This is a genomic window from Stieleria marina (assembly GCA_007741555.1).
Lineage (GTDB): Bacteria > Planctomycetota > Planctomycetia > Pirellulales > Pirellulaceae > K23-9.
Map to the genome: position 1 here is coordinate 4,688,335 of CP036526.1, position 21,274 is coordinate 4,709,608.

A 21,274-nucleotide genomic window follows, 5' to 3' on the forward strand; every position below is an offset into this window, starting at 1 on the left:
GAATACCATTCACTTGCAATTTGCAAGCCTCTTTGGTTATCTTTCCCCAATGGCAAAAAAGAAGAAAGCGGCGCGTCCCGCATCAAAGCGTGCAACGAAACCGGCATCCAAACCGTGCCCAACACGGCGTTCCCCCTGTCCGATCGCCTGCACCCTGGACGTCATCGGCGACCGGTGGACGCTGCTCGTCGTCCGCGACCTTTTCCTTGGACGCACACGATTCAAAGAGTTCACAGCGTCGCCGGAGAGTATTCCTACCAACATTCTCTCCGAACGACTTCAGCGGCTTCTGCAATCGGGTGTGATCAAACAAGTCCCCGCGTCGGACGGCAGCAAGCGACTTGCGTACGAATTGACCGACAAAGGAGACGCACTGCGGCCGTTGATCAAGGCAGTCACCAAGTGGGGACTGCAGTGGGAAGAAGGCACCAGGATCGGCATGACTCCCTTAGAAAAGTAAATCAGATCTTCAGAAAGCGCGCCCAAAAACCTGGCCGTTGCAGCCTTGATGATTCACTACCAACAACCCCCAAGGAGACGGCATGGTTTTTCGCATCAAGGAAAAGTTCTGGTCTTGGGGAAACGATTTTGCAATCACGGATTCAGTCGGCAACGAAGTCTACTATGTTGATGGCAAAGCGTTTTCGTGGGGAGACAAATTGTCGTTCCAAAATGCTGACCGTGAGGAGCTCGCGCTGATCAGCCAAAAAATGATGTCTTGGAAACCTCGCTACCAGATCATCATGGATGGAAACGTGTTTGCCGAAGTCATCAAAGAATGGAGCTGGTGGCATAAAACATTCACATTGGACGTTCCCGGCCCCAATGACTACACGATCGAAGGCACTTTCTGGTCGCATGAATTCGACTTTGTCCGGCAGAACAAATCCGTCGCCCGCATTAGCAAAAAGCACTGGTCGTGGACCGACAGCTACGGTGTCGATGTCGCAGACGACGAAGACAGCGTTTCGATTCTGTGCGCATGCATCGTCATCGACCAAGTCCTGCACAACGAATCCAACAGTCATCTTTCAAATAACCTGACGGACTAATCGCAGCGTTTGGAAAAGCCCTCGCGATTGCTCCACCCCACCGTCAGCAAGTGCCTAACCGTACAGCACCGATTGAATTCGCAGTCGACACACGACTTCATAGAACCGCGCGTCGGTTCGCCCGCGCACGACCAAGCTGTCATTTCCCAATGTTAGTTTTTATTAAGCAAACATCGCGCAACGAGAGTGTTAGATTGAAACATCGGCACGGTTTATCACTTCTAAAACGATTCAAACTGGACTCAGAACTTCCGCTCGGCAGAGTGTCACACAAAGAGTGTCACACAAAGAGTGTTATCGCACTCATTGATCGCTGGAGTTGTCGTTGAAGACGACACGTTGACTGACTAGAATCTGACTGCGTCAATAGACGCAGCGTCAGCGGCTCAAGCCTGACGGCCGGGAAAATGGAAGTGGGCTCCCCGGGTCGTTAGCCGCTCCAGCGCTGATCAGGAGGCTCCGTTGCTTTGCCATCGCACCATCAGATCGATCGATTGCCCCAGCCTTGATTCGCCCGAAATCATCAGAAACCGATCCGACCGACGAGCCAACGACTGTCGAAGAGGCATCGGATCGACTCGCAGACGCCTGGAGCTGTGATTCGCTCCAAATCACAGCGGCCCCGGACTTTGTCGGCAAACAGATAGGCCGCTATTCGATCAAGCGAATTGTCGGCAGCGGCGGACACGGCGTCGTTTACCTGGCCCATGACCAAACGCTTGACCGAGACGTTGCGTTAAAGATTCCCCGTCCAGAAGTTTTGCTCAACGATGACCGCAGACGTCGTTTCGATGACGAGGCGCGAACGGCGGCAAGACTGGACCATCCGGCAATCGTAAAGGTCTACGAAGCTGAACTCACCGGCGCAATCCCTTACATCGCATCCGCCTTCTGCACCGGTACAAGTCTAGCGAGATGGATCGGAGAACAAGGTAAACAATGCGATTGCCTAGACAGCGCCTTTTTCATGAATCAACTCGCACTGGCAGTCCAGTATGCACATGAACAAGGCGTCGTCCATCGAGACTTAAAACCTGGCAACGTCCTCTTAGCAACGAACGAAGAGGGCGACTTTGCGAAAGATTCACTTCGCTCTTTTGAACCAAGGCTAACTGATTTTGGACTCGCGCGGCTGGCCGAAAATTGCGTCGAGGACACTCGATCAAGCTTGGTCGTCGGAACCCCGCTGTACATGTCCCCCGAACAGGCCAGCGATCAAAGGACTGATGTTGGTCCTGCCTCGGATATTTTTTCTTTGGGCGCCATTCTCTATCACTTGTTAACAGGAGCTCCGCCGTTTGAAGCTGAAACCTATTTCGCGGTTCTGACACGAGTTCGTGAAGGAAAAGCCACTCCTATCGCAGACATTCGACCGGACGTAGATCGTGACCTAGCAACCATCTGCATGAAGTGCTTGCAAAACGATCCAAGGGATCGCTACGCGTCCTGCAAAGACCTAGCCGATGACTTGCATCGCTATGCCAACGGCGAAAGCATTCTTGCGCGACCATTAAACGCTTGGCAGTCCGTTTTACGCTGGAGCCGGCAAAAGGCTCGTATTGGCGAAGCCACCGGGGCGATGATCTTGATCTCAATCACGCGTGCCGTGTTTGGCTTGATCAGCCTAGGGATGATCCACTTCGCAAGTGGCTTCAGTTTGACAGACACTGAGTTAAGCGAAGTGTTGCTCGCTCACGCAATGATTACAGCCCCCACTGAAGCGTGGCTCATCTGGGTGTCTCGGATGAACTACAAACGCAAACTCCCAAACTATCTGTACTGGATCACATGGGTCTTTATTCTTGCGTGGGGTTTAACGGTGCTTTTGATCGGCGCGGGAGTGATCCAAGCACCGCTCTGGTACCAACGTTCTCCTGGCGCTCGCGCCATGGTGTTCTCAATCATTGGAATGCTATTCGCAGCTCAGGCAGTTTGCTGGTATGTCGCCGACTGGAATCGTACGCAGGAATTTGCCAATCAACGCAGACATCAGGTCGGGGCTTCTTGGGGCAAGCTATCCAGCTTAGCTGCTGCCGTCGTCATCTTTTCGGCAACATTGATCTACAAGTACGCTGCTCCGACAGCGAAACACTTCGACGGGCCAACCAACGCGATCTCGCTGGACGGCAAAAACGATTGCCTGACCATCCAGTCAGTAGGTTTCGGCGAATCAGAGCCGTTCACATTGGAAGCTTGGGTGCGTGCAGATGACTCGCGAAAAGCAATCGTTGTTCAGCACGGCCCAGTGGCAATTGGCACGGTCGCGACGTCAAACGGCAATCGCTTTCATATGGAGCTGGCCCAACCAAACGATGAGATTCTGCTGTTGGATACCGTTGCGAACTTCAAAAACGGCCAATGGGTTCATCTGGCGATTACATACGACCAATCGTCGCTGGTTTGTTTCATAAATGGCGAACCTCAAACGATTGATATCAGCATTTACGAAGACACTGAATCGGGATCCGTCCGTCACGAAGATTCGTTGCCAACTCCGCTGAAGCTCCGCGATATCTGGCCGGGTGCGATGACATTCATCGGAAGCAATCACGATTCAACGCAGCCCACAGGTTATTTCTTTGCCGGCCAAATCGGTGAAGTGCGGCTTTCACGCAGTGTGTTTTATCGAGAACCGTTTGTTCCCTCTCCGACACTGTCAAAAAACAAAGACACCGCGTTTTTGTTTCACCTGAACAATCAAAACGATTCGCATTTCATCGACGAAACGGGGCAGTTTATCGCAGAAGTAGAGCGATAGGCGCACCCTTTAGAAGTCGGCTGTTTCATTGACAGGTGTGGGTGGCCGATGTTTCTATCAAGCGCTTCGCAAATCGAAATGACGAAACGTCATGATGACGATGCGCAAGCCATTATCCGCGGCTACCACTTCAAGAATCGCGTTAATAATTCCACCCCCGGCTGCGTTAAAAAGCTTTCCGGGTGAAACTGCCAACCTTCGACTTTAAACGACTTGTGTCGAACGCCCATGATCTGACGCACTCCGCCGGTGTCGGTCCAAGCTGTAACGACCAAATCGTCCGGCACCGAATCAGGCTGAATCACCAACGAGTGGTAACGTGTCGCGATGAATGGATTGGGCAGACCGGCGAAAAGCCCCTGGTCATCGTGAGTGATTTCGTCGGTCTTGCCGTGCATCAATTCAGGCGCGCGAACAATCTTACCGCCCATCGCTTGCCCAATCGATTGATGCCCAAGACACACTCCTAAAACGGGAATCCGACCACCGAAGTGCTTGACACAGTCGATGCTGACACCGGCTTCGGTTGGAGTACACGGGCCTGGCGAAACAAGAATGCGTGACGGAGACAATTCGTCAATTTGGTCAATCGACAACTCGTCGTTGCGAAAGACTCGCACATCGACGTCGGGATCGATCTCGCCCAGCCGTTGGACCAGGTTGTAGGTAAAGGAATCGTAGTTGTCGATCACGACGACCATGGGACAATTCGCGTTGCTTGTGTCAATGGTAAATTAAGGCGAGAACAAAAAACATATTCTTTGTTTCCTCCCGCGTAAACGCTCTTTGGTTGCTGCTGGGCGCCTGCGTATAATGCGGTCGTGCAAGGCACAGGCGACGTTGCTTTGAAAGCACGCGTGACCTCTGTTTCGCATGTTTGTTTTGCAATCGTAGGATGCAATGCAATCTAATACACGATGCTGCAAAAACGAATCAGGGACACAAAAGGAATGCAGGTTCCTACAAAAGAATGTACCTTGATGGGGTTGGTTCTGGCAGGACGCTAGATTCACATCAGACGCCTGACTTTTTGTCAGCCGTTTGTCGCGAAAGACCGACCTGCTTTTCATCGAGCAGACGACGGATGGCTCGTTTGATTTTATTTTTTTCTCCAGTCGGATATTGCTGTGCTTTCGGTTCGCCCCAAAGTCGCCGAGTTAGCGTTTCACGTTTTCTCTCGAACACTTCACCCGGAGTTGTACACGGTTCACAAAACACGGCGAATTGAGCGAACCGATTACCAGGCCAGGATCGACATCACCAATTGTGGCCACGTGATCACATGGAATGGCAGAGCCAACCCAACATCCGACGGTGAAAAACCTGCGTCGGTGACCGTTTGCGAAGTCGCGACCAGCGCCCACCAACCGTTGCCCAAAAAACGCTGCTTGCTCAGCCATTGCCTGAAAGGCAGCCGCACGGAAAAATCGCAATGCTACGGCGGCATCGAATACCGAACGCATTTCCAGTTGGAATCGGTTCAGCCCGATATGTTCTGGATGGTTCAGCAGCAACTGGGCAAGCAGCCTACCGAAGGCTTGCTACATAACTTTGATGCCAGTGGTCGCATGGCTCTAGGTGCACTTAGCTTTGTCAGCATCGAACTTCGTCAACGATCGATGCGGATCCAAGCGATCCACACGTTTCCCGACGACTATGCGATCGTCAAAGTCGAATCGCTGTTCTCACTGCCCACTAAAGCGTGACACAGGCAACCGACCACCAATTAAATCGATTCGCCCCCGTCATCGATCGCTTGGTGGGTGTCATCGACTTCAAAGGCGACCGAGCAGTCCACGCGGTCGCCGGCCAACGAGACCAATACCGAGGTGTCGTGCTGGGCAACCAAGTTCCCTGCGACGATCCAGTGGATCTCGCCAACTACTATTTCGGACTTGGTATTCGGCGACTCTATATCGCCGACTTAGATGGCATCGTTCATGGCAACGTGCAAGCCAAGACGCTCCATCGCTTACTATCCAGCGGGCCTGACTGGGACGCCGTCTTACTGGATTTTGGCTTTCAGGCTGACCGGCACCGATCGGTTGCCGAACATCTCCAGGCAGGCAATCCGAATTTGCACTGCGTCGTGGCGACCGAAGCGGCACCCGACACGTCGGAACTGAACGCACTGACGCAGATTTTCGGTCGCAAACGAACCGTGCTTGGAATGGACTACCGCGGCGGTGAATTTGTCAGTCGCAGCCGAGCCAGTTCTACGCAGTGGATTTCGACTGCCAAACAGGAAGGCGTCGGATCTGTCATCTCGCTGGACGTGGCAACCGTCGGAACCGAAGACGCCAGCCGTTCGCTCGCGTGCTGCCGCCAGACCAACTCTGCGTTGCCCGATTGCACGGCATACGGCGGCGGTGGAATTGCGTCGTGCAACGACGTCCAAGCGTTTCTGGATGCGGGCTGCGACTACTGTTTGGCTGCCACCTGCCTGCTTTCGATTGAGAAACAGCCCGAAAATTAGCCTCCGTTTCATCAGGACCACCACTGCGTGCGGCACCTAAGGCACAACGCACGACTAACGCAATTTAGAAATTCCAGCGTTTGGCTGAATGGTGCGCCAGATGCGTTTTAGAGATTCTTTCATCGGGGCTTTTTTGATCGCCGTGATGGCTGCGGTTTCAACACTTCGCCAGCGGCGGTACAGCGACGATCGCGAAACGCATCCAAATGCGACTTCGCCCGTTTGATCAGTTTGCTTCAACTTGTACGGCTGCTCGCCATACCCCATGTCGATGCAGTGGATTCCGTAGTCGGATGCCTGCGCGGTGATCCCTGTGAACAAAGCCGTGCCCGGTGAATAGCGTCCGTAAGCCGGGTCGTAGGCCGGAAACCAATAGTGAAGCAGACCATTTTCTAAGATGCCGTAGTGAGCAGCAACAATGCTGTCACCGGCTCGCAACACCGACAACATTCCGCGGGCGTCACCGGGGACGTCTGATTGCCCGTCGCCGTTGAATAGTTCCATCAACAACCCGCGTGTCCAATCGGGCGTGAACAAATCCAAGATATCGGTACGTTGGTATTGCTCGCGTTTCCAGCGAATCGTGTGCTCCAACAACGATGGATCGCGACAATCAATCTCCAATTCGACGGGACCGATCTCGCGGCCCATCTTGCGTGTCTTTTGTGGCTGTCGCCCAACCGTCTTATGTTCTCTGCCCAATTTTTTCAAGAACGCCCGCGAGTCGTTCCCAAGTTCAGCACGAAACGATTGAATCGTGCCGATGTAGTTTTGACGGCCGAGCTCAGACAAGTCGGCTCCCATCATCGCGTGAAAATCAAAGGCTTTGACTCCGATCTGCTCCAGCAACCAAATCCAATCAACGTGCTTGTCAGATCGCGCGATGATGTTGTGGGCGTCATTGAAACAGCGACCAGCTGGAAATGCTACATTTCCGATTCGATGGAACGGCAGAAAGCCAATCGTTCGGTTCGCTGCTTGAATGACAGCAACATCGACATCTTGGCGAACTCGGTGAACGGCTGCGTTGAAGCGAGCCGAAAAGAACGGTGTCGCAAACTCCGGCCGCGTCGCTCGGATCTGTTCCCACAGCACCAGGTCGTCATGGGTAAGGTCATCAAACGCGACAACTTTCACTCGATCGGGGCTCACAGGACGCTCGGAAATTCTGTCAATCTGCGTGTCTCGATTCCCCGCCGTCATTGCGACCTCGGGCGGATTGGCGTCACAGGGATCTTGTAAATTGGACGCTTGCACGTTCACTGGCAAAAAATCAGAGGAAGCATTTGCATGGGGCCGACAATTGCAAACCAGCGGCATCATGCCGCTTTTGACCAACCGTCTTCAAAGCCTCAATCCTGTCAGGGACTAATCGCACCATGGACGCGATCGAAAAAGTCCGTTCGCGGTGACTCAAATCCCTTCTTATAGCCTACTTAATGCGGCAAAAACATGCTGCCGCTAAACCCTTGTTCCGGCGTTTTTACGCGGCGATGCCGGCACAACAACGGCGAGCTACCTAACCAGTACAATCCCAACGCCAATTCGAGCCATACCGCACATAGCGATGTTCCCAAAATGTCGGCCCTTAAGGACTGGGTTTGGGGCAGCATCCCACCCTGTGCCCTCCAGGGTGCTTTCTCAATTCCGTAGACTGGTGAGCCGTGTCAGCATGTGCCCCGGGCAAATTCTTCCTTCCATTCCAGCTACTCGCCGTAAATGAGCGTCGTGCGTAAACTGCTTGATCCGGCCCGACGCCAATTGATCCGGCCCGACGCCAAGTTCCATGCCACCGAATACTGAGGCTGAAACATTGTGGCGAACCCCGATCAGTTCGAACCGCCCCCCCTGCTGAGCTTGTCTTTCTCCCACAGTTACCTGCCCGATGCCACACCGACCAAGCTCCGACAAAGGCCCCCCAGGCGACGAAACGGAATCCCACGAAGTGACACTTCAATCCCAATACGATGAACATGTCCTGGACCACTACCAGGATCCCTATCATCGGGAAGACATCGAACAGCCGACCCATGCCGCGGAAGGCGAAAACCAACTGTGTGGCGATTCGCTTCGCATCGAATTGCAGTTGGGTCCAGACGCCGATGTGGTGGAAGCGGGATTCGATGGAGACGGCTGTGTGATCAGCCAAGCTTCGGCGTCGATGCTGATGGAGCGAATCGAAGGTATGTCGGCCAGCGAGATCGCTGATTTCACGGCCGGTGACATGCTGGCCCTATTCGGTCCATCATTGATGCCGAACCGCCAACGATGCTGCCTGCTGCCTTGGCGAGTGCTTCAGACAGCCAGACAGACGCCGCTAGGCGAAGGCGAGCCCGATGACGAAGCCGACGGACAGAACTTCGGTGGCCCCAGTTTGAGTGAAGAGTGCTGAGCTTCGAGACAGTTTTTTTAATTTAGTGGATGGTGCAAAGGATAATTTTTGTGAGCGTTGTTGAGGATCTTATCGAAGAGTTTGCTGAACTGGACGAGCGTGAAGCAAACCAATTGCTGGACGAACTGGGGCGAGAATTGCCCAAGCTTGACGATGCGCTCTACAGCAAAGAGAACTTGGTTGCTGGTTGCCAAAGTCGCGTTTGGATCGTGCAATCGTTTGACGAAAATGCTCCGCATCCCTTGCAGATTCAAGCAGACAGCGACGCCATCGTGGTGAAAGGCTTGGTCTATCTGTTGCTGCAGATCTACCGTGGCAAAACGGCTGATGAAATTTTGGCCGTCGACTATGTGGAGATTTTCGACCGACTGCAGCTGTCGCGTTTGATCACTCCGCAGCGCAAGAACGGTTTGTTCTCGATGGTCAATACAATCCGCGATCACGCGGCCAAACAACTGGGACAAACATCCGCACCGGTGATTTCGCCCACCGTCGACTTAGACGCGGGACGTCCGGCCATTCGTCTCAGCATTGATGGTGTTGCGTCCCATTTCCCGATTCTAAACCGGCCACTGCCAAACGGGAAACGGACTATTTTTCTAGACAGCGGCGCCTCAGCTCAAAAGCCAAAAGTGGTCATCGACAAAGAACGCGAGGTGCAAGAAGAGTACTACGCCAATGCGTTTCGAGGGCGATACTACTTTGGACAGCGAATCGATGACGCTATTGAATCGACACGGCAAGCTACCGCGAATCTGGTGGGAGCAGGCCGACCCGATGAAATTGTATTTACTGCCGGTACCACGATGTCCATCAACATGGTCGCATCGGCGTACGGCGACAAGAATGTGCGACCTGGTGACGAAATCGTCATCACTGAGCTAGAACACCACGCTAATTTTGTTCCCTGGCAAGCGCTCGCTAAACGTCGTGGTGCCAAACTGCGAATCTTACCGATAACCAATGATGGACTGCTCAGCAATGAAGCAATCGAATCGACAATCAACGAAAAGACGGCGATCGTTGCAGTAACCAGCATGTCCAACGTGCTGGGGACGTTGCCGCCCATCGAAAAGATCACACACTTGGCGCACCAGTGCGGCGCAGTGGTGTTGGTTGATGCGGCGCAAAGTATTCCGCATCAACGTATCGATGTAGTAAAGTCAGAGATTGATTTCCTGACATTCTCCGGTCACAAACTGTATGGCCCAACCGGCGTGGGCGTGTTGTACGGACGCTACGATTTATTGACCGAGATGGATCCGTTCATGTACGGCGGACACATGATTTCGCAAGTCGGTCGCGAAGAATCGAATTGGGCATTGCCACCGGCAAAGTTTGAAGCAGGCACGATGCCGATCGTACAAATCGTCTCACTGGGAGCAGCGATCGAATTTGTAAACGCGGTCGGGCTTGATGTCATCGGCAAACACGAACACAGCTTGCTGCAACTCGCACATCAACGTTTAACAGAAATTGATGGGCTAACCATCTACGGCCCCCAGCCCGACAATAAGGGTTCCATCGTTAGCTTTTCGATCCAAGGCGTTTCATCGGAAGACTTGGCGATCCGACTGGACGAAGCCGGCATCTTTACTCGGCACGGCCACCACTGTGCGATGGTTTTACACGAACGTTTGGGGGTTCCCGCGACCACACGCGCGTCAATCGGAATGTACAACACCACCGAGGACATCGACGAACTGGCTCGCACGGTCAAGAGTGCCGTCAAGCAACTTCGCGTTTAGTGGCCTACCTCCCACCACCAATGGATCGCAAATTTCCGCCGCGACAGATTACAGTCGCGCGTTGAACGATCTGCAGGCCTCTTTCTGGTATCAAGCCTTCGACGCCAGCCGACTTGCGTGCCGTTGAAAAACCGTTTTCAGCTCATCCAACCCGAGTGGTTTTCGGACCAAAGTAGTAGTCGCATCTAAACGATTCACCGCCTCCAATTCGCTGGTCGCGGCAAAGCCCGTCATGAAGCAAACTGGAGTATCGTCGCCCGAAGCACGCATGCGACGATACGTTTCTAAACCGCTTAGGCCTGGCATTTGCTGATCCAAAAAAACCAGACCAAAACGCTGCGACTTGACGCTCACCAGCGCTTCTTCCCCCGATTCGACGCCGATCGTTCGGATGCCCTGGCTTTCCAACAAAAGTTGAACCGACGTCCGAATATCGTCGCGGTCATCAACAATCAGTACGGGACGGCCGACCCTGCCAATACTGCAAGGAGTGTCTTTTTCAGTCCCAGATGACGTTCTAGACGCAAGCGGAAAAACGACCTCGAAACGCGTTCCCTGCTTCGGTTTTGATTCGGCCGAAATCGCAGCGCCGAGGTTTTCGATAATTCCGATCACCGTGGCGAGCCCCAGCCCGCGTCCAGATTGCTTAGTTGAAAAGAACGGATCAAACAGATGCTTTTTCGCGTCTTCACTCAGTCCGCATCCGTTGTCGGTCACCGAAAGACAAACATACTGGCCTTCGCCGAGAGCTTTCCCAAACATGTACTGCGCCGCCGATTCGCGGTCCAGTGTTTTCTTTCCGATCGCAACACTAATTTGGCCGACATCATCGATCGCCTCGGACGCATTGGTAAGCAAATTCAAGACGACTTGCGAAACAGCGCCGTCGTCACCCAGCACACTGGGCACATCACGGTCGCTGGATACATCCAACAGAATCCGAGGTGATATTGAGGGATGAATTAACGACACCATTCGTTCGGCCAGCTCGACTAAATTGATAGGGCGTTGGATTGCTTCGACCTGTCCTGCATACGTCAGCATTTGCCGGCAGAGCGATGCGGCAACCTCCGACGCTTGCAAGATTCGGGACGTTGCGCCGGATACCTTGGCGGGATCCGTCCGCTGAATTTCACAGAGCTGGGCATTTGAAATAATCGCGGTCAGTAGATTGTTAAAATCGTGAGCAATACCACCGGCCAGTCGTCCTAAACTTGCAAAACGTAGGCGATTCTGTGACTGCAAATCCAAAAGTCGCTGGGTGTTTTCCTGACGACGTTCCTGAATCACCAACGCAACAAGGCGCGAAAGTCGCTTCAGATCATCCAGCCCATGCGATACGCGATCATTCGGCCACTCTGACACCAGGCAGATGGCACCGATCACTTGGTTATCACGGGTCATGATCGGCATGGCTCCTACACTTTTGACGCCGCAGTTGGAAAACGCTCGCGTAGCGTCGGTGTTATCGTGCTCGCCAAGGACATTCGGGACAAAAGTAAACATCTTTTTCCCGATGCAATCGACAAACAAATGGGGAAAGTCAGTCGCCGATTTTTCACGCGCCGCGGCAGCACAATCCGCCAATTTCTCATTTCCCGCAGCGGACGCAATGATCCGGTGCTGTTGGTCAAAGAGCACGGCAATGCAACCGTGGTTCAACACGGCATGATCCACTCCTCGAGCGAGCGAATGAAGAACCTGATTTTCTTCAGCACCCTCCATGGATGCCTCCAAAATCGACTTCTCGACTTCATGCAACCTCTGTTGCTGGCTGGCCTGGGTTACGTCGCGAATGGTTCCTGCAAACACGACCGGCTTGCCTTCAGAATCGTATCTGGTAGCACTTCCCACCTCGTGAACCAGGATCGATCGCCCGTCAGATCGGCAAACCCGAAACTCGCGATCGATGTGGCCGTCGATCGCTAGCGTGGACAGGAGACGACGATCGTCTGCGTGGACGAACTGAAGCACTTCCGACGTCGACAATTTTTTGCAAAGCGGATCAACCCCAACCAGAGTCCCGTACTCACGGTCGACGACGTATTCGTCACACCGGATATCTAATTCCCAAGCAGCCAGCTTGGTTCCCATCAGTGCGTTCCCACGCAAGTTGAGCAAGTCCGCCAACGTCCTCTGATCGCGGTACCACTTAATGTCCGTAAACGTGCAAATTGAAACCAAGCGATCTTGCAGCGTCGTCATGTGGCTGGTGACACAAAGATCAACCGACTTGCCCGAGGGCAATGGCTGCTCAAACTCCGCTTGAAAGTAGGTCTCCCCCAGGAACAGAGCTTCCAAGAAGTCAACAAACGGAGACGGCGTCGTGACGTAAGCATGTGGCAAGATATCACGAAGAGCCTGCTCCGAGTCCACCTCGAAAATCTCGACCGACAGCGGATTCAGCCAAAGCGTTTCGATCCGATCAAGCACCTTGTCCAAAACACTCGAGTCATCCTTCCAAGCCGTCAGAAAGGAATTGACGCCAGCTTTGCGCAAACTGGCAAAATACTGCTCTACATTCTCCATGTCATCGATAATGACTGCTGAATTGATCGAATTGAGCAGCGCCGATACAGAGTCAAACGTCGGTAGGGGCGCATCATCGATTTCATATTTACCTTGTTTCAAAAATCACCCGACCCATCAGAGAAAATTCATCGCAAATGACGCTCGCAACCGCCTGGACACTGATTTCCGCACGTTACCGAATAGGTTAACAGGCTTCCAGTTGGCTGGTATTCCCACCCGACAGAAATACCAGCCAAAATCTTGGTGTCGATGTGATCTTGGTTTCGATGTGAAACGTGCAAGCCATTCGAACTGTCCATGCCAATGCTTGGGCGTCTGACGGACGATTGGACCCTCTGCTTGACTTTCACGATCACGAGACCGATATTTAGTGACAGATGGATGTTTTGCTTTCCTTCGCAGAGTTTTCCCGAGGGGGTGATCTGGATTCGACCGGATGTCAAGAAGCAAGCGTTGCGTGTCGTGGTTGATCAGTTGGCCACGTAAAAAGCTGATCACAAACTTTTAGTTGCAAATGAAAATTTGTCACTGGCTGCCTAATTAAAGGTGCCCGGACTGAGGGGGATCGTTAGAGTCGCCCGACTGTCCGTCACAATTCTAAATCGCTTGCCGTCCTACTCGAGACGCGGTGAGTTAAACAAGATTCGAGTTAGTGAGTGGCGGAGCCTGTCGTACAGCGCCGTCGCGAGCGAATAGGTGTCCTGGGGTAACTCAGAGACGCCACAAATAGTTCGACTACACACGTAGAAGCAATTGTGGATGCATCGCGGGACGCGGGTTCAATTCCCGCCGCCTCCATCCAAAGCCGAGTTGTGAGAAATCGCAACTCGGCTTTTTTTGTTGGCTTGGCATCAATTGCTATCGAGTTCCAAATACCCAACATTGTCCATGCGTGCCTTGTCGGGTACCGCTGAAAGTTGATCGGGATTCATTCTGCGATGATCACGGCCGAGAACGACTCTGCGTCTCTAGAGAGAGTGCTGAGCAAATGCCTAAGAAGACAAAACGTTGGTAACAACAGGGACGAGAATCAATTCAGACACGAACCTCGTCGCCTGTGCCTCTCCTCGTTCTTCACAGATCACACGGTGATTCGGATCGGCTATTATGTCTGGATGCCTCCATCGTCGTCACCACCTTTTGCGTCGCACCGGGAGTCGTTTACAGCAAGCACCTCGACGCCATTGACCGGCCTGTCCCGTCGACGAATAAAGGACCAACTTCATTGCGAAGTGGTTTGCTTCCTGATCTGACTTTGCAACACACGCTATATCCAAATAGAAAAACACTATGAGTCACCGTTACCGCGCAAGCCTGCATAGCGCCAGCACTAGCGTCATTGCTGCGTCATGCGTTCTGTTTCTCGGCTCCGTGGCAGAGGCAGCTCCGACGGAAAGAACCGTTCGCGTGCTGACAATCGGCAATAGTTTTGCGAACAACGCCCTGACGTTTCTTCCCCAGATCGTGGAAGCGGCCGGTCACAAAGTCATTGTTGGACGCGCCAATTTGGGTGGTTGTACGTTTGAACGTCACTGGAAACACGTCGCTCAGCACGAGGCGAACCCCGATAGCAAGGAAGGTTCTCCGTACGAGGGAGGACGTCACTCACTCGAGGCGATGCTGACGTCCGAGCAGTGGGACTTCATCACCCTTCAACAAGTCAGCTACAAAAGTCATGACCTGAAGACTTACCAACCTTACGCCGACAACCTAGTCCGCTATGTAAAAAAGCTTGCCCCCGAAGCAAAGATTCTCGTTCACCAGATCTGGGCCTATCGCATGGATGATGCCCGATTTCGACCTTCCAACAAAGGCAAAGAACCTCACACGCATGCCGTGATGTACCAGCAAGTTCGAGAAGCCTATCACCAATTTGCCGACAGTCACGGCCTGGAAGTGATTCCAAGTGGCGATGCAATGTTCCTGGCCGACACGGATCAACGATGGGGATTTCGCCCGGACATCAATTTCGATTTCGACAATGCAACCTATCCCAATCTCCCCGTTCAAACCCATTCACTGCACACCGGGTGGGCATGGAAGAAGACCAAGGATGGATCCCATCGCCTGAACCTAGATGGGCACCACGCCAATCGCTCCGGCCAGTACCTGCTTGGCTGTGTCTGGTTCGAAACGTTTTTTGATGAAAGCGTGGTTGAGAACCCATTCGTCCCCAAAGGAATCGACCCTATCTACGGGAAGTTCCTTCGTCAAACCGCCCATGCTGTTACCACAGCAAAACTCCAAGGTGTGCAGTGACGTCAACCCAGTTCCTACGGGCCGCAAGCTCGGGATGACTGGCCGATGAACCAGCTCCACGCGTCCGCTAACAATCTAAGTCAACAAGGGCGATCGACGAAGAAATTAGCAGGCTTAGTCTTCCCTTACTCAACCGCCTTCCCAACCGACCATCAGACTTGGCCTCTTTGCCCAGTCGGTATTACGAATAGAAACGCACAACCGCTTGCAATATTTCCTGATCACACAACCACAGTCAATCCATTGCCCGTCCCGACTTGAGCCTCGGGCTTGAGCAGAATTTCGGAAAACGTGCTGTGCTGTTCGGCATGCAAAATGGCTTCCATCTTCATCGCTTCGAGCGGGAGCCACGGTTGGCCGTTCTTAATTCCGTTGCCTAGTTTTGCGCCGACCACCAGTACCACGCTGAGCAGGGTGCTGCCGACGTAGATTGGTTGGCTGTGTCTGTTTGGACAGCTTTGACCACGCCCGATTCCAACCTGTTGCCAGTGATGGCTACTTCACGCGGCCAACCATTGAGCTCGAATTGCTAGAAAGGATTTCACTTGCCCTCGATGATTCGAATATGATTCTTTGAGTGCGTTTTGAACCACTGCTCGGCTTCACCCCAACGCGGTTCTTGCATGCCTTCCTTCCACGTCACCATGCGGTTTTTCATGGAATTCAAACGATCGGGATGAGCGTCCGCCAGGTTCTTCGATTCCGCCAAATCGTCGTCCAAGTTGTAGAGCGCGTAGCCGTAGCCTTGCACATAAATCAACTTCCACGGACCATCACGCATCGCCGAAAACCAGAGTTTGTGCCAATACAATTCTTCGTGGGGTGATTCGCTCCGCTTGCCTTCCAAAAAAGGCAACAAATCAACTCCGTCCAGCTTCGCTGCCTCAACATCCCCGCCAGCAGCTGCAAGCGATGTGGCAAAGATATCCAGTGATGACACCATCGGATTAAAAAGGCGTCCGTTGGCGAAACGGTTCGTCCAACGCATCAAGAAAGGAACTCGTATGCCCCCTTCGAACTTAATTCCCTTGTGTCCCGCCAGTGGCAAATTGATCGATCCATTGTTGGTTGCACCACCGTTGTCGCTCAGGAACCAGACGATCGTGTCGTCGGCTTGGCCGGAGGAATCGAGTTGGTCGAGTACTCGACCGATGGCGCGATCCATCGCCCAGATCATCGCGGCGTAAGTTCGTCGCTTCTTGTTTTCGATGTGCGAGAACTTTGCCAAATCGGTTTCGGTTGCATGCATCGGCCCATGGGGTGCGGTGAACGACAAGAATAAAAAGAACGGATCAGCTGAGTCGTCCTTCAAAAATTCGACAGCCTTGTCCCCCAGTACATCGGTCAAGTATCCGTCAAAGACAACGTGCTGCCCGTTGTGTTCAATGCGGCGATTGCTGTTCGGCTTGTCGTCTTTCTTGGCGTTGTAGAAATAGCTACGCGATCCTTCACGAAGTCCGTAGAAATAATCAAACCCACGCCCGGTCGGGTAATACTGCTCTTCATCGCCCAAGTGCCATTTGCCGATCACTCCGGTGCGATAACCCTGTTTTCTTAGCGAATCGGCCATCGTGACTTGCTCGACATCCATGCCTTTGTCCGCCGGTGGCGTATTCGCTTCGTGTCCGAATCTCTGTTGATATTTTCCCGTCATCAATCCCGCGCGGGATGGACTGCACACCGACGCGGTCACGTGGCCATCCGTGAATCGAACGCTGCGAGTTGCCAAGCGATCCAAGTTTGGCGAAAGAATATCTTTGGAACCTTGGAAACCCAAATCGGCCCAACCAAGATCATCGGCCATGATGATCAACACATTGGGACGGTCTGCTCCGCAAGAGAGGGTTCCGATGAATATGAAACAAACAAGTGACACCAATAAACGCATGAAACCGAACCGTGTAGAAAGAAGAACCAGGCATCAAGCAAACATTGTAACGAGCGCAAAGTCCCGCGGACGGCGGGGAATCCAAAGTCGCTTGCCTTGTTACAACGCTCTGCGAAACGACGAAATCCGGGCCGCTCCGCGGGCGAAGACTGTTGCAATGCCGACGGTCGAAATTCGCAGCGTCAGAATAGCGCACAACTTTTGTCGGCAGAACGGCCAGATCGGCAGGCCGCAGGAGTAGTCGGAGGGTACCAATCTCTGAACTCGACACCTGGCACCTTCTTCTTCACCAAACCAAGATCAACCAGCACGCCGGACATTTCCCGCTAGTACCATCGGATTGGGCGACGATTAATCTCGACACCGCCGGCCAATTGAAATCTCCATCAGTTTGCTGGAGATGGCTTGAGTGGTTCCCACGAAGGCAATCGGCACAGCATCGAGGGCGTTGTCAGGCATGGAGCGGAAGTCGGCATCACCAGGGTCTTGGACCATGCAAAAGCCACCCGCTTTGTGAATCGCTCTCAATCCTTCTTTGCCGTCCTCCAGCATGCCCGAAAGAATAATGCCCACTGCGTTCTTGCCTGCGCTTTCCGCAACTGATTTGAACAAGTCGTCGATGCGGTGAATCCGCGCGTGCCGCGAACGATCATCTTCGACGTCAAACTCTTCGCCTTCGACTTCGACCCGCTCGTTAGGTGCTCCAACATAGATGGTCGTACATTCCATGCATTCTTCATCGACCGGTTCGTCGACTTCGACACGAGCGAGATGACCGAGAATAGTGGCGAGCGTGTTCGGCTTGTCTGGCTGTCGGTGAGTTGCGATCAACAGTGTGCCGGCGAACTGAGTCGGAAGTTGTTCGACGATCAAGCAGATTTCCTGAAATCCGCCTGCAGAAGCGCCAATCGCGACGACTAAACCGTTATCTGGATCTTGTTTGCTTTCTAAATCACTGGACTGATCATGGTCGTTCATTTCAACAATATAACATCGTTATCGGAGGTCGGCGCGATGAAGGGTCAATTGTGATGCAGTGAGGTCAACAAACGTTTGCGTCCAGCACAAGTCCGCGGCTGATGGTTTCATAAACCGAAAGCGTACGCCACCTTTCTGGCACCGGCGATCCAACGGCGCCGGCGGCGCGACGATTAAGGGACAAGACGCATTTTTGGACTTCCTTACCAGAACCGAAGTTTCGGTCGACCGCGAGGTCTCATGGTCGACTCGAGTTTGACGCGTCTGCCGATCGAATCGCCCTAGCCATCATTTGCCAAAGGCCACCTTGCTGCGTGATTCGCCGGACGACATTTGCGAACACACCGTCCTGGCCGTCAGCAGATCCGGGCACCTTGGGATTGGCAAAGGCAAGCGGATGTATTTCAGCAGTCGACGCAGCTGCCGTTTTGCCGGCTACGAACGAGACCGACACGACTTTGGCGGTCCTGTAGCAATTTACTAGGCGGAATACACGAACAGCGCGATAGAAAACGGTAAACTCAAGCGGTGTAACTCAAGCAGGGTTCAGCCCCGCCAGCTCTACGATTTGAATAGCGATCCGGAAACAGACCCGCAGTCAATCCAACGAGCATCCCGAAATTGTGGGCAAAATGCAGGCCTTACTGAACGCCTTTCGATCTACACCTTCGCCAGCTCCAAACAAGAGACTAGAGAAAGTATGCCACTTGTTGAATTTTTACAACCGAATGAAAATGTTTGCACCGAAAAGTATCGCTTTCTTTGTCGCCTCTTCGCTTGCACTAATGGTTGGAATCACCGCTGTTCCACTGAATGCGGGACCGCCGAAACCAAATGTGGTTTTGATCCTTACCGATGACCTTGGCTGGCAGGATGTGAAGTGCTACGACGTCGATGACCCCTCGCCGATGGAGACGCCGAACATTGACGCGCTGGCAGAACGTGGCGTGATGTTTTGGCAGGCGTATTCGCCCGCCCCAACTTGTGCGCCAAGCCGATGCGCAATCATGAGCGGCAATCATCCCGCACGAGCACAGAAAACGCATGTCGTCGGCGGTGCGCCTCCCTCTGCCAGAAATTCGCATGCTCGAATGATGGATCCGTGGTACAGCGGGCGGATCCCCAAAGACGAGATGACTTTGGCGAAAGCATTGAAGCAAAACGGCTATGTCACCGGACATGCCGGAAAGTGGCACATGGCGATTGATCATAACGCCTTCCCCCAACCCAAAGATGTCGGCTTCGATTCCACGCAATCCAATCGGGGAGCTCATTCAAGGATGAAAGATCGCTTGTCTGGATTTGCGACCAATTCAGCCGACGATCCGTTTCGTTTGGATGCCGACGGGTTTCCGCATCATCAAAAAAGCGAAGACGCGTTCACGTTTCTGCGCCAGAATAAAGACAAGCCATTCTTTTTGTATTATGCCACTTGGCTTGTACATTCGCCGATTCATACGCGATCCAAAGCGCTTCTCGACAAGTACGTGAAAAGACTGGGCGTCGACCCACGCCATCCCAACACAAAGGAAACGCCTGGGCAGTTAAACCCGTTCTACTGTGCCATGGTGGAAATGCTCGATCACTACGTCGGCGGAGTCTTTGATTACTTGGACCAGACCGAAGACCCGCGTTGGCCCGGTCACATGTTGAGCGAGAACACTTACGTGATCTTCACATCAGACAACGGCGGCATGGAAGGCGGTCCCCAAGAACGGTACACCGACAACAACCCGTTGGATCGAGGGAAGATATCGGCCAAAGAAGGCGGCACTCGAGTGCCACTGATCATTGCCGGCCCTGGAATCGCAAAAGGCCAACAGACCGACGTGATGGCAAATGGACTGGATTTCTATCCGACGATTCTCAGTCTGACCGGTTCGGCAACGCCGCGTGATAAGCATCTTGATGGATGCGATTTGGCACCGTTGTTATTGGGCGACCCGACAGACCCCACCCTGGTCAAAGATCCCGGCGGAGCGGTTCGCGACACGATGACTTGGCATTTCCCGCATGGAGTGGCATTGGAAAGCACGATTCGCAAAGGCGACTACAAACTGATCCGCAACTACGACCACGTGGCAAACGCGGGAACGCCTGAACTGGAACTGTTTCAACTCTACGAGACAAAGGGAGACCAACAGTCTCGCGTTGACATCGAAGAGGCCAAGAACCTCGCATCCAAAATGCCGGAAAGAACGGAGTCAATGAACCGTGAGCTGACGCGGCGGCTGACCGAAATGAACGCCAGCTACCCCAGCTACAATCCGGATTGCAAAGAGGAGCTTCCTGGGAAGCATGCGGTTTGCACGGTGCTCTCACACCAAAAGACTGGCAACAAAGTCGCTTTCACTTATCGCGAGAACGGTGCCAAGGTGCTCCGGGCTGATTTGTTGTACACGCTTAACGGCGGGGATCGCTACGAGGAATGGTTTCGCAAACCCGCGGCGTTAACTCCAGGCATGAAGGCCTCCGCCGATCTCCCCGATGGCACCACGCATTACCTGATCAACCTGATCGACGAGAACAATTTCCTTCGCAGTTACCCCACCATAAACGGAAAAGAAAAAGGCTCGGCTAGTGCCTTGTCGGTCACCGGCGACGCAGAAATGAAATCCAAGACGACGACCATGCCTCCAACCAAGAGACGGGTTTCCCCTTCTGACAAAGATACGAACCAAGACGGCACGATCTCCCGAACCGAATACGTTTCCCACTTCATGGCAGGCTTTAAACGCAAGGACAAAAACAAAGATGGAATGCTAGGCCCCACTGAACATGCCCACCCATCGTTTGCTACAGCGGATCGAGACAAAAACGACCAGCTCACCCGCAAAGAATTCCAATCGATTTTTGAACGCCAGTTCACACGCCAAGACAAAGACGAAAGCGGATTCCTTTCCCAGGATGAACTCAACTAGCGTTTCCCGATGGCGCCGACCACCTCGAAACTCAAGTACTACTCATTGCTTAGCTTGCCTACAGTGAGCGTGTCATGGCAGCAAAAACGATTACGCCTGTCTGGCCTCAGTGCACAACAAAACCCAACTGCCCCCGACGAAGTTTTTTCAGTCCAGACAATGCGTCTGGACATGTAACAAGATACGATGAAACGCGTCCAACAGTGTCGCCATCGACCGAGTATTCTCTTAATCCTTCCCCTCCACCAACCAGACCTTTCCCAAAGATCA

At 53.2% G+C, this 21,274-nt stretch carries 15 protein-coding genes and 1 other RNA gene; 10 read left to right on the top strand and 6 right to left on the bottom strand.

Translation table 11 applies throughout. The annotated features are described in order from the left end of the window. Positions 1–49 precede the first annotated feature (49 nt). From K239x_RS16645 to K239x_RS16655, 3 genes are all read left to right on the top strand, one after another. Positions 50–460 (top strand): winged helix-turn-helix transcriptional regulator, encoded by a 411-nt coding sequence (locus tag K239x_RS16645; RefSeq protein ID WP_145419359.1) that lies wholly within the window; start codon positions 50–52, stop codon positions 458–460. Positions 461–542: 82 nt separating this feature from the next. Further along, positions 543–1,052 (top strand): LURP-one-related/scramblase family protein, encoded by a 510-nt coding sequence (locus K239x_RS16650; protein WP_145419360.1) that lies wholly within the window; start codon positions 543–545, stop codon positions 1,050–1,052. A gap of 505 nt (positions 1,053–1,557) precedes the next feature. Further along, positions 1,558–3,810 carry a protein kinase domain-containing protein gene (locus K239x_RS16655; RefSeq protein WP_145419361.1) on the top strand — a complete coding sequence of 751 codons (2,253 nt, stop codon included), beginning with the start codon at positions 1,558–1,560 and terminating at the stop codon, positions 3,808–3,810. Positions 3,811–3,932: 122 nt separating this feature from the next. On the opposite strand, the gene K239x_RS16660 is transcribed toward K239x_RS16655, so the two are convergent. Further along, complete coding sequence (locus K239x_RS16660) at positions 3,933–4,511, bottom strand: anthranilate synthase component II (protein ID WP_145419362.1); 579 nt, start codon at positions 4,509–4,511, stop codon at positions 3,933–3,935. Between the two features lie 426 nt (positions 4,512–4,937). Between K239x_RS16660 and K239x_RS16665 the strand changes: the two genes are divergently transcribed. Next, the gene (locus K239x_RS16665) at positions 4,938–5,516 is read left to right on the top strand and encodes a DUF2617 family protein (protein ID WP_145419363.1); all 579 of its coding nucleotides are present in this window, start codon (positions 4,938–4,940) and stop codon (positions 5,514–5,516) included. Continuing rightward, positions 5,513–6,286, top strand: coding sequence for a HisA/HisF-related TIM barrel protein (locus K239x_RS16670; protein WP_145419364.1), 774 nt, complete (start codon positions 5,513–5,515; stop codon positions 6,284–6,286). The genes K239x_RS16665 and K239x_RS16670 overlap by 4 nt, the downstream gene beginning before the upstream one ends. A gap of 54 nt (positions 6,287–6,340) precedes the next feature. On the opposite strand, the gene K239x_RS16675 is transcribed toward K239x_RS16670, so the two are convergent. Further along, on the bottom strand, positions 6,341–7,438 hold the full coding sequence (locus tag K239x_RS16675; protein WP_419189057.1) for a GNAT family N-acetyltransferase: 1,098 nt from the start codon (positions 7,436–7,438) through the stop codon (positions 6,341–6,343). Positions 7,439–8,171: 733 nt separating this feature from the next. Between K239x_RS16675 and K239x_RS16680 the strand changes: the two genes are divergently transcribed. Further along, positions 8,172–8,678 carry an iron-sulfur cluster assembly scaffold protein gene (locus K239x_RS16680; protein ID WP_145419366.1) on the top strand — a complete coding sequence of 169 codons (507 nt, stop codon included), beginning with the start codon at positions 8,172–8,174 and terminating at the stop codon, positions 8,676–8,678. Between the two features lie 50 nt (positions 8,679–8,728). Next, complete coding sequence (locus K239x_RS16685; protein ID WP_419189058.1) at positions 8,729–10,426, top strand: SufS family cysteine desulfurase; 1,698 nt, start codon at positions 8,729–8,731, stop codon at positions 10,424–10,426. A gap of 90 nt (positions 10,427–10,516) precedes the next feature. On the opposite strand, the gene K239x_RS16690 is transcribed toward K239x_RS16685, so the two are convergent. Continuing rightward, entirely contained in the window at positions 10,517–13,057 is a 2,541-nt protein-coding gene (locus K239x_RS16690; protein ID WP_145419368.1) for a hybrid sensor histidine kinase/response regulator, read from the bottom strand. A gap of 314 nt (positions 13,058–13,371) precedes the next feature. On the opposite strand from K239x_RS16690, the gene ssrA reads away from it, so the two are divergent. Then, positions 13,372–13,759: a transfer-messenger RNA gene (gene ssrA / locus K239x_RS16695) on the top strand. A 489-nt stretch (positions 13,760–14,248) separates the two neighbouring features. Further along, the gene (locus tag K239x_RS16700; RefSeq protein WP_145419369.1) at positions 14,249–15,217 is read left to right on the top strand and encodes a DUF4886 domain-containing protein; all 969 of its coding nucleotides are present in this window, start codon (positions 14,249–14,251) and stop codon (positions 15,215–15,217) included. Between the two features lie 221 nt (positions 15,218–15,438). Here the strand turns inward: K239x_RS16700 and K239x_RS16705 are convergent, their stop codons facing one another. From K239x_RS16705 to K239x_RS16715, 3 genes are all read right to left on the bottom strand, one after another. Further along, the gene (locus K239x_RS16705; RefSeq protein ID WP_419189059.1) at positions 15,439–15,612 is read right to left on the bottom strand and encodes a biotin/lipoyl-containing protein; all 174 of its coding nucleotides are present in this window, start codon (positions 15,610–15,612) and stop codon (positions 15,439–15,441) included. A 146-nt stretch (positions 15,613–15,758) separates the two neighbouring features. Beyond that, entirely contained in the window at positions 15,759–17,021 is a 1,263-nt protein-coding gene (locus K239x_RS16710; RefSeq protein WP_419189060.1) for a sulfatase-like hydrolase/transferase, read from the bottom strand. A 435-nt stretch (positions 17,022–17,456) separates the two neighbouring features. Further along, complete coding sequence (locus tag K239x_RS16715) at positions 17,457–18,083, bottom strand: chemotaxis protein CheB (protein WP_145419372.1); 627 nt, start codon at positions 18,081–18,083, stop codon at positions 17,457–17,459. Positions 18,084–18,817: 734 nt separating this feature from the next. Here K239x_RS16715 and K239x_RS16720 point away from each other — a divergent pair. Continuing rightward, positions 18,818–21,004: a sulfatase-like hydrolase/transferase gene (locus tag K239x_RS16720; protein ID WP_145419373.1), complete on the top strand. Its 2,187-nt coding sequence runs from the start codon at positions 18,818–18,820 to the stop codon at positions 21,002–21,004. The last annotated feature ends 270 nt before the right edge of the window (positions 21,005–21,274 follow it).

What these genes read in the sequence shown, in the direction of transcription:
- K239x_RS16645 (WP_145419359.1), top strand. Translation starts at nt 50, where the DNA reads ATGGCAAAAAAGAAGAAAGCGGCGCGTCCCGCATCAAAGCGTGCAACG.
- K239x_RS16710 (WP_419189060.1), bottom strand. Translation starts at nt 17,021, where the DNA reads ATGGCCGATGATCTTGGTTGGGCCGATTTGGGTTTCCAAGGTTCCAAA.
- K239x_RS16680 (WP_145419366.1), top strand. Translation starts at nt 8,172, where the DNA reads ATGCCACACCGACCAAGCTCCGACAAAGGCCCCCCAGGCGACGAAACG.
- K239x_RS16720 (WP_145419373.1), top strand. Translation starts at nt 18,818, where the DNA reads ATGTTTGCACCGAAAAGTATCGCTTTCTTTGTCGCCTCTTCGCTTGCA.
- K239x_RS16700 (WP_145419369.1), top strand. Translation starts at nt 14,249, where the DNA reads ATGAGTCACCGTTACCGCGCAAGCCTGCATAGCGCCAGCACTAGCGTC.
- K239x_RS16660 (WP_145419362.1), bottom strand. Translation starts at nt 4,511, where the DNA reads ATGGTCGTCGTGATCGACAACTACGATTCCTTTACCTACAACCTGGTC.
- K239x_RS16715 (WP_145419372.1), bottom strand. Translation starts at nt 18,083, where the DNA reads ATGAACGACCATGATCAGTCCAGTGATTTAGAAAGCAAACAAGATCCA.
- K239x_RS16650 (WP_145419360.1), top strand. Translation starts at nt 543, where the DNA reads ATGGTTTTTCGCATCAAGGAAAAGTTCTGGTCTTGGGGAAACGATTTT.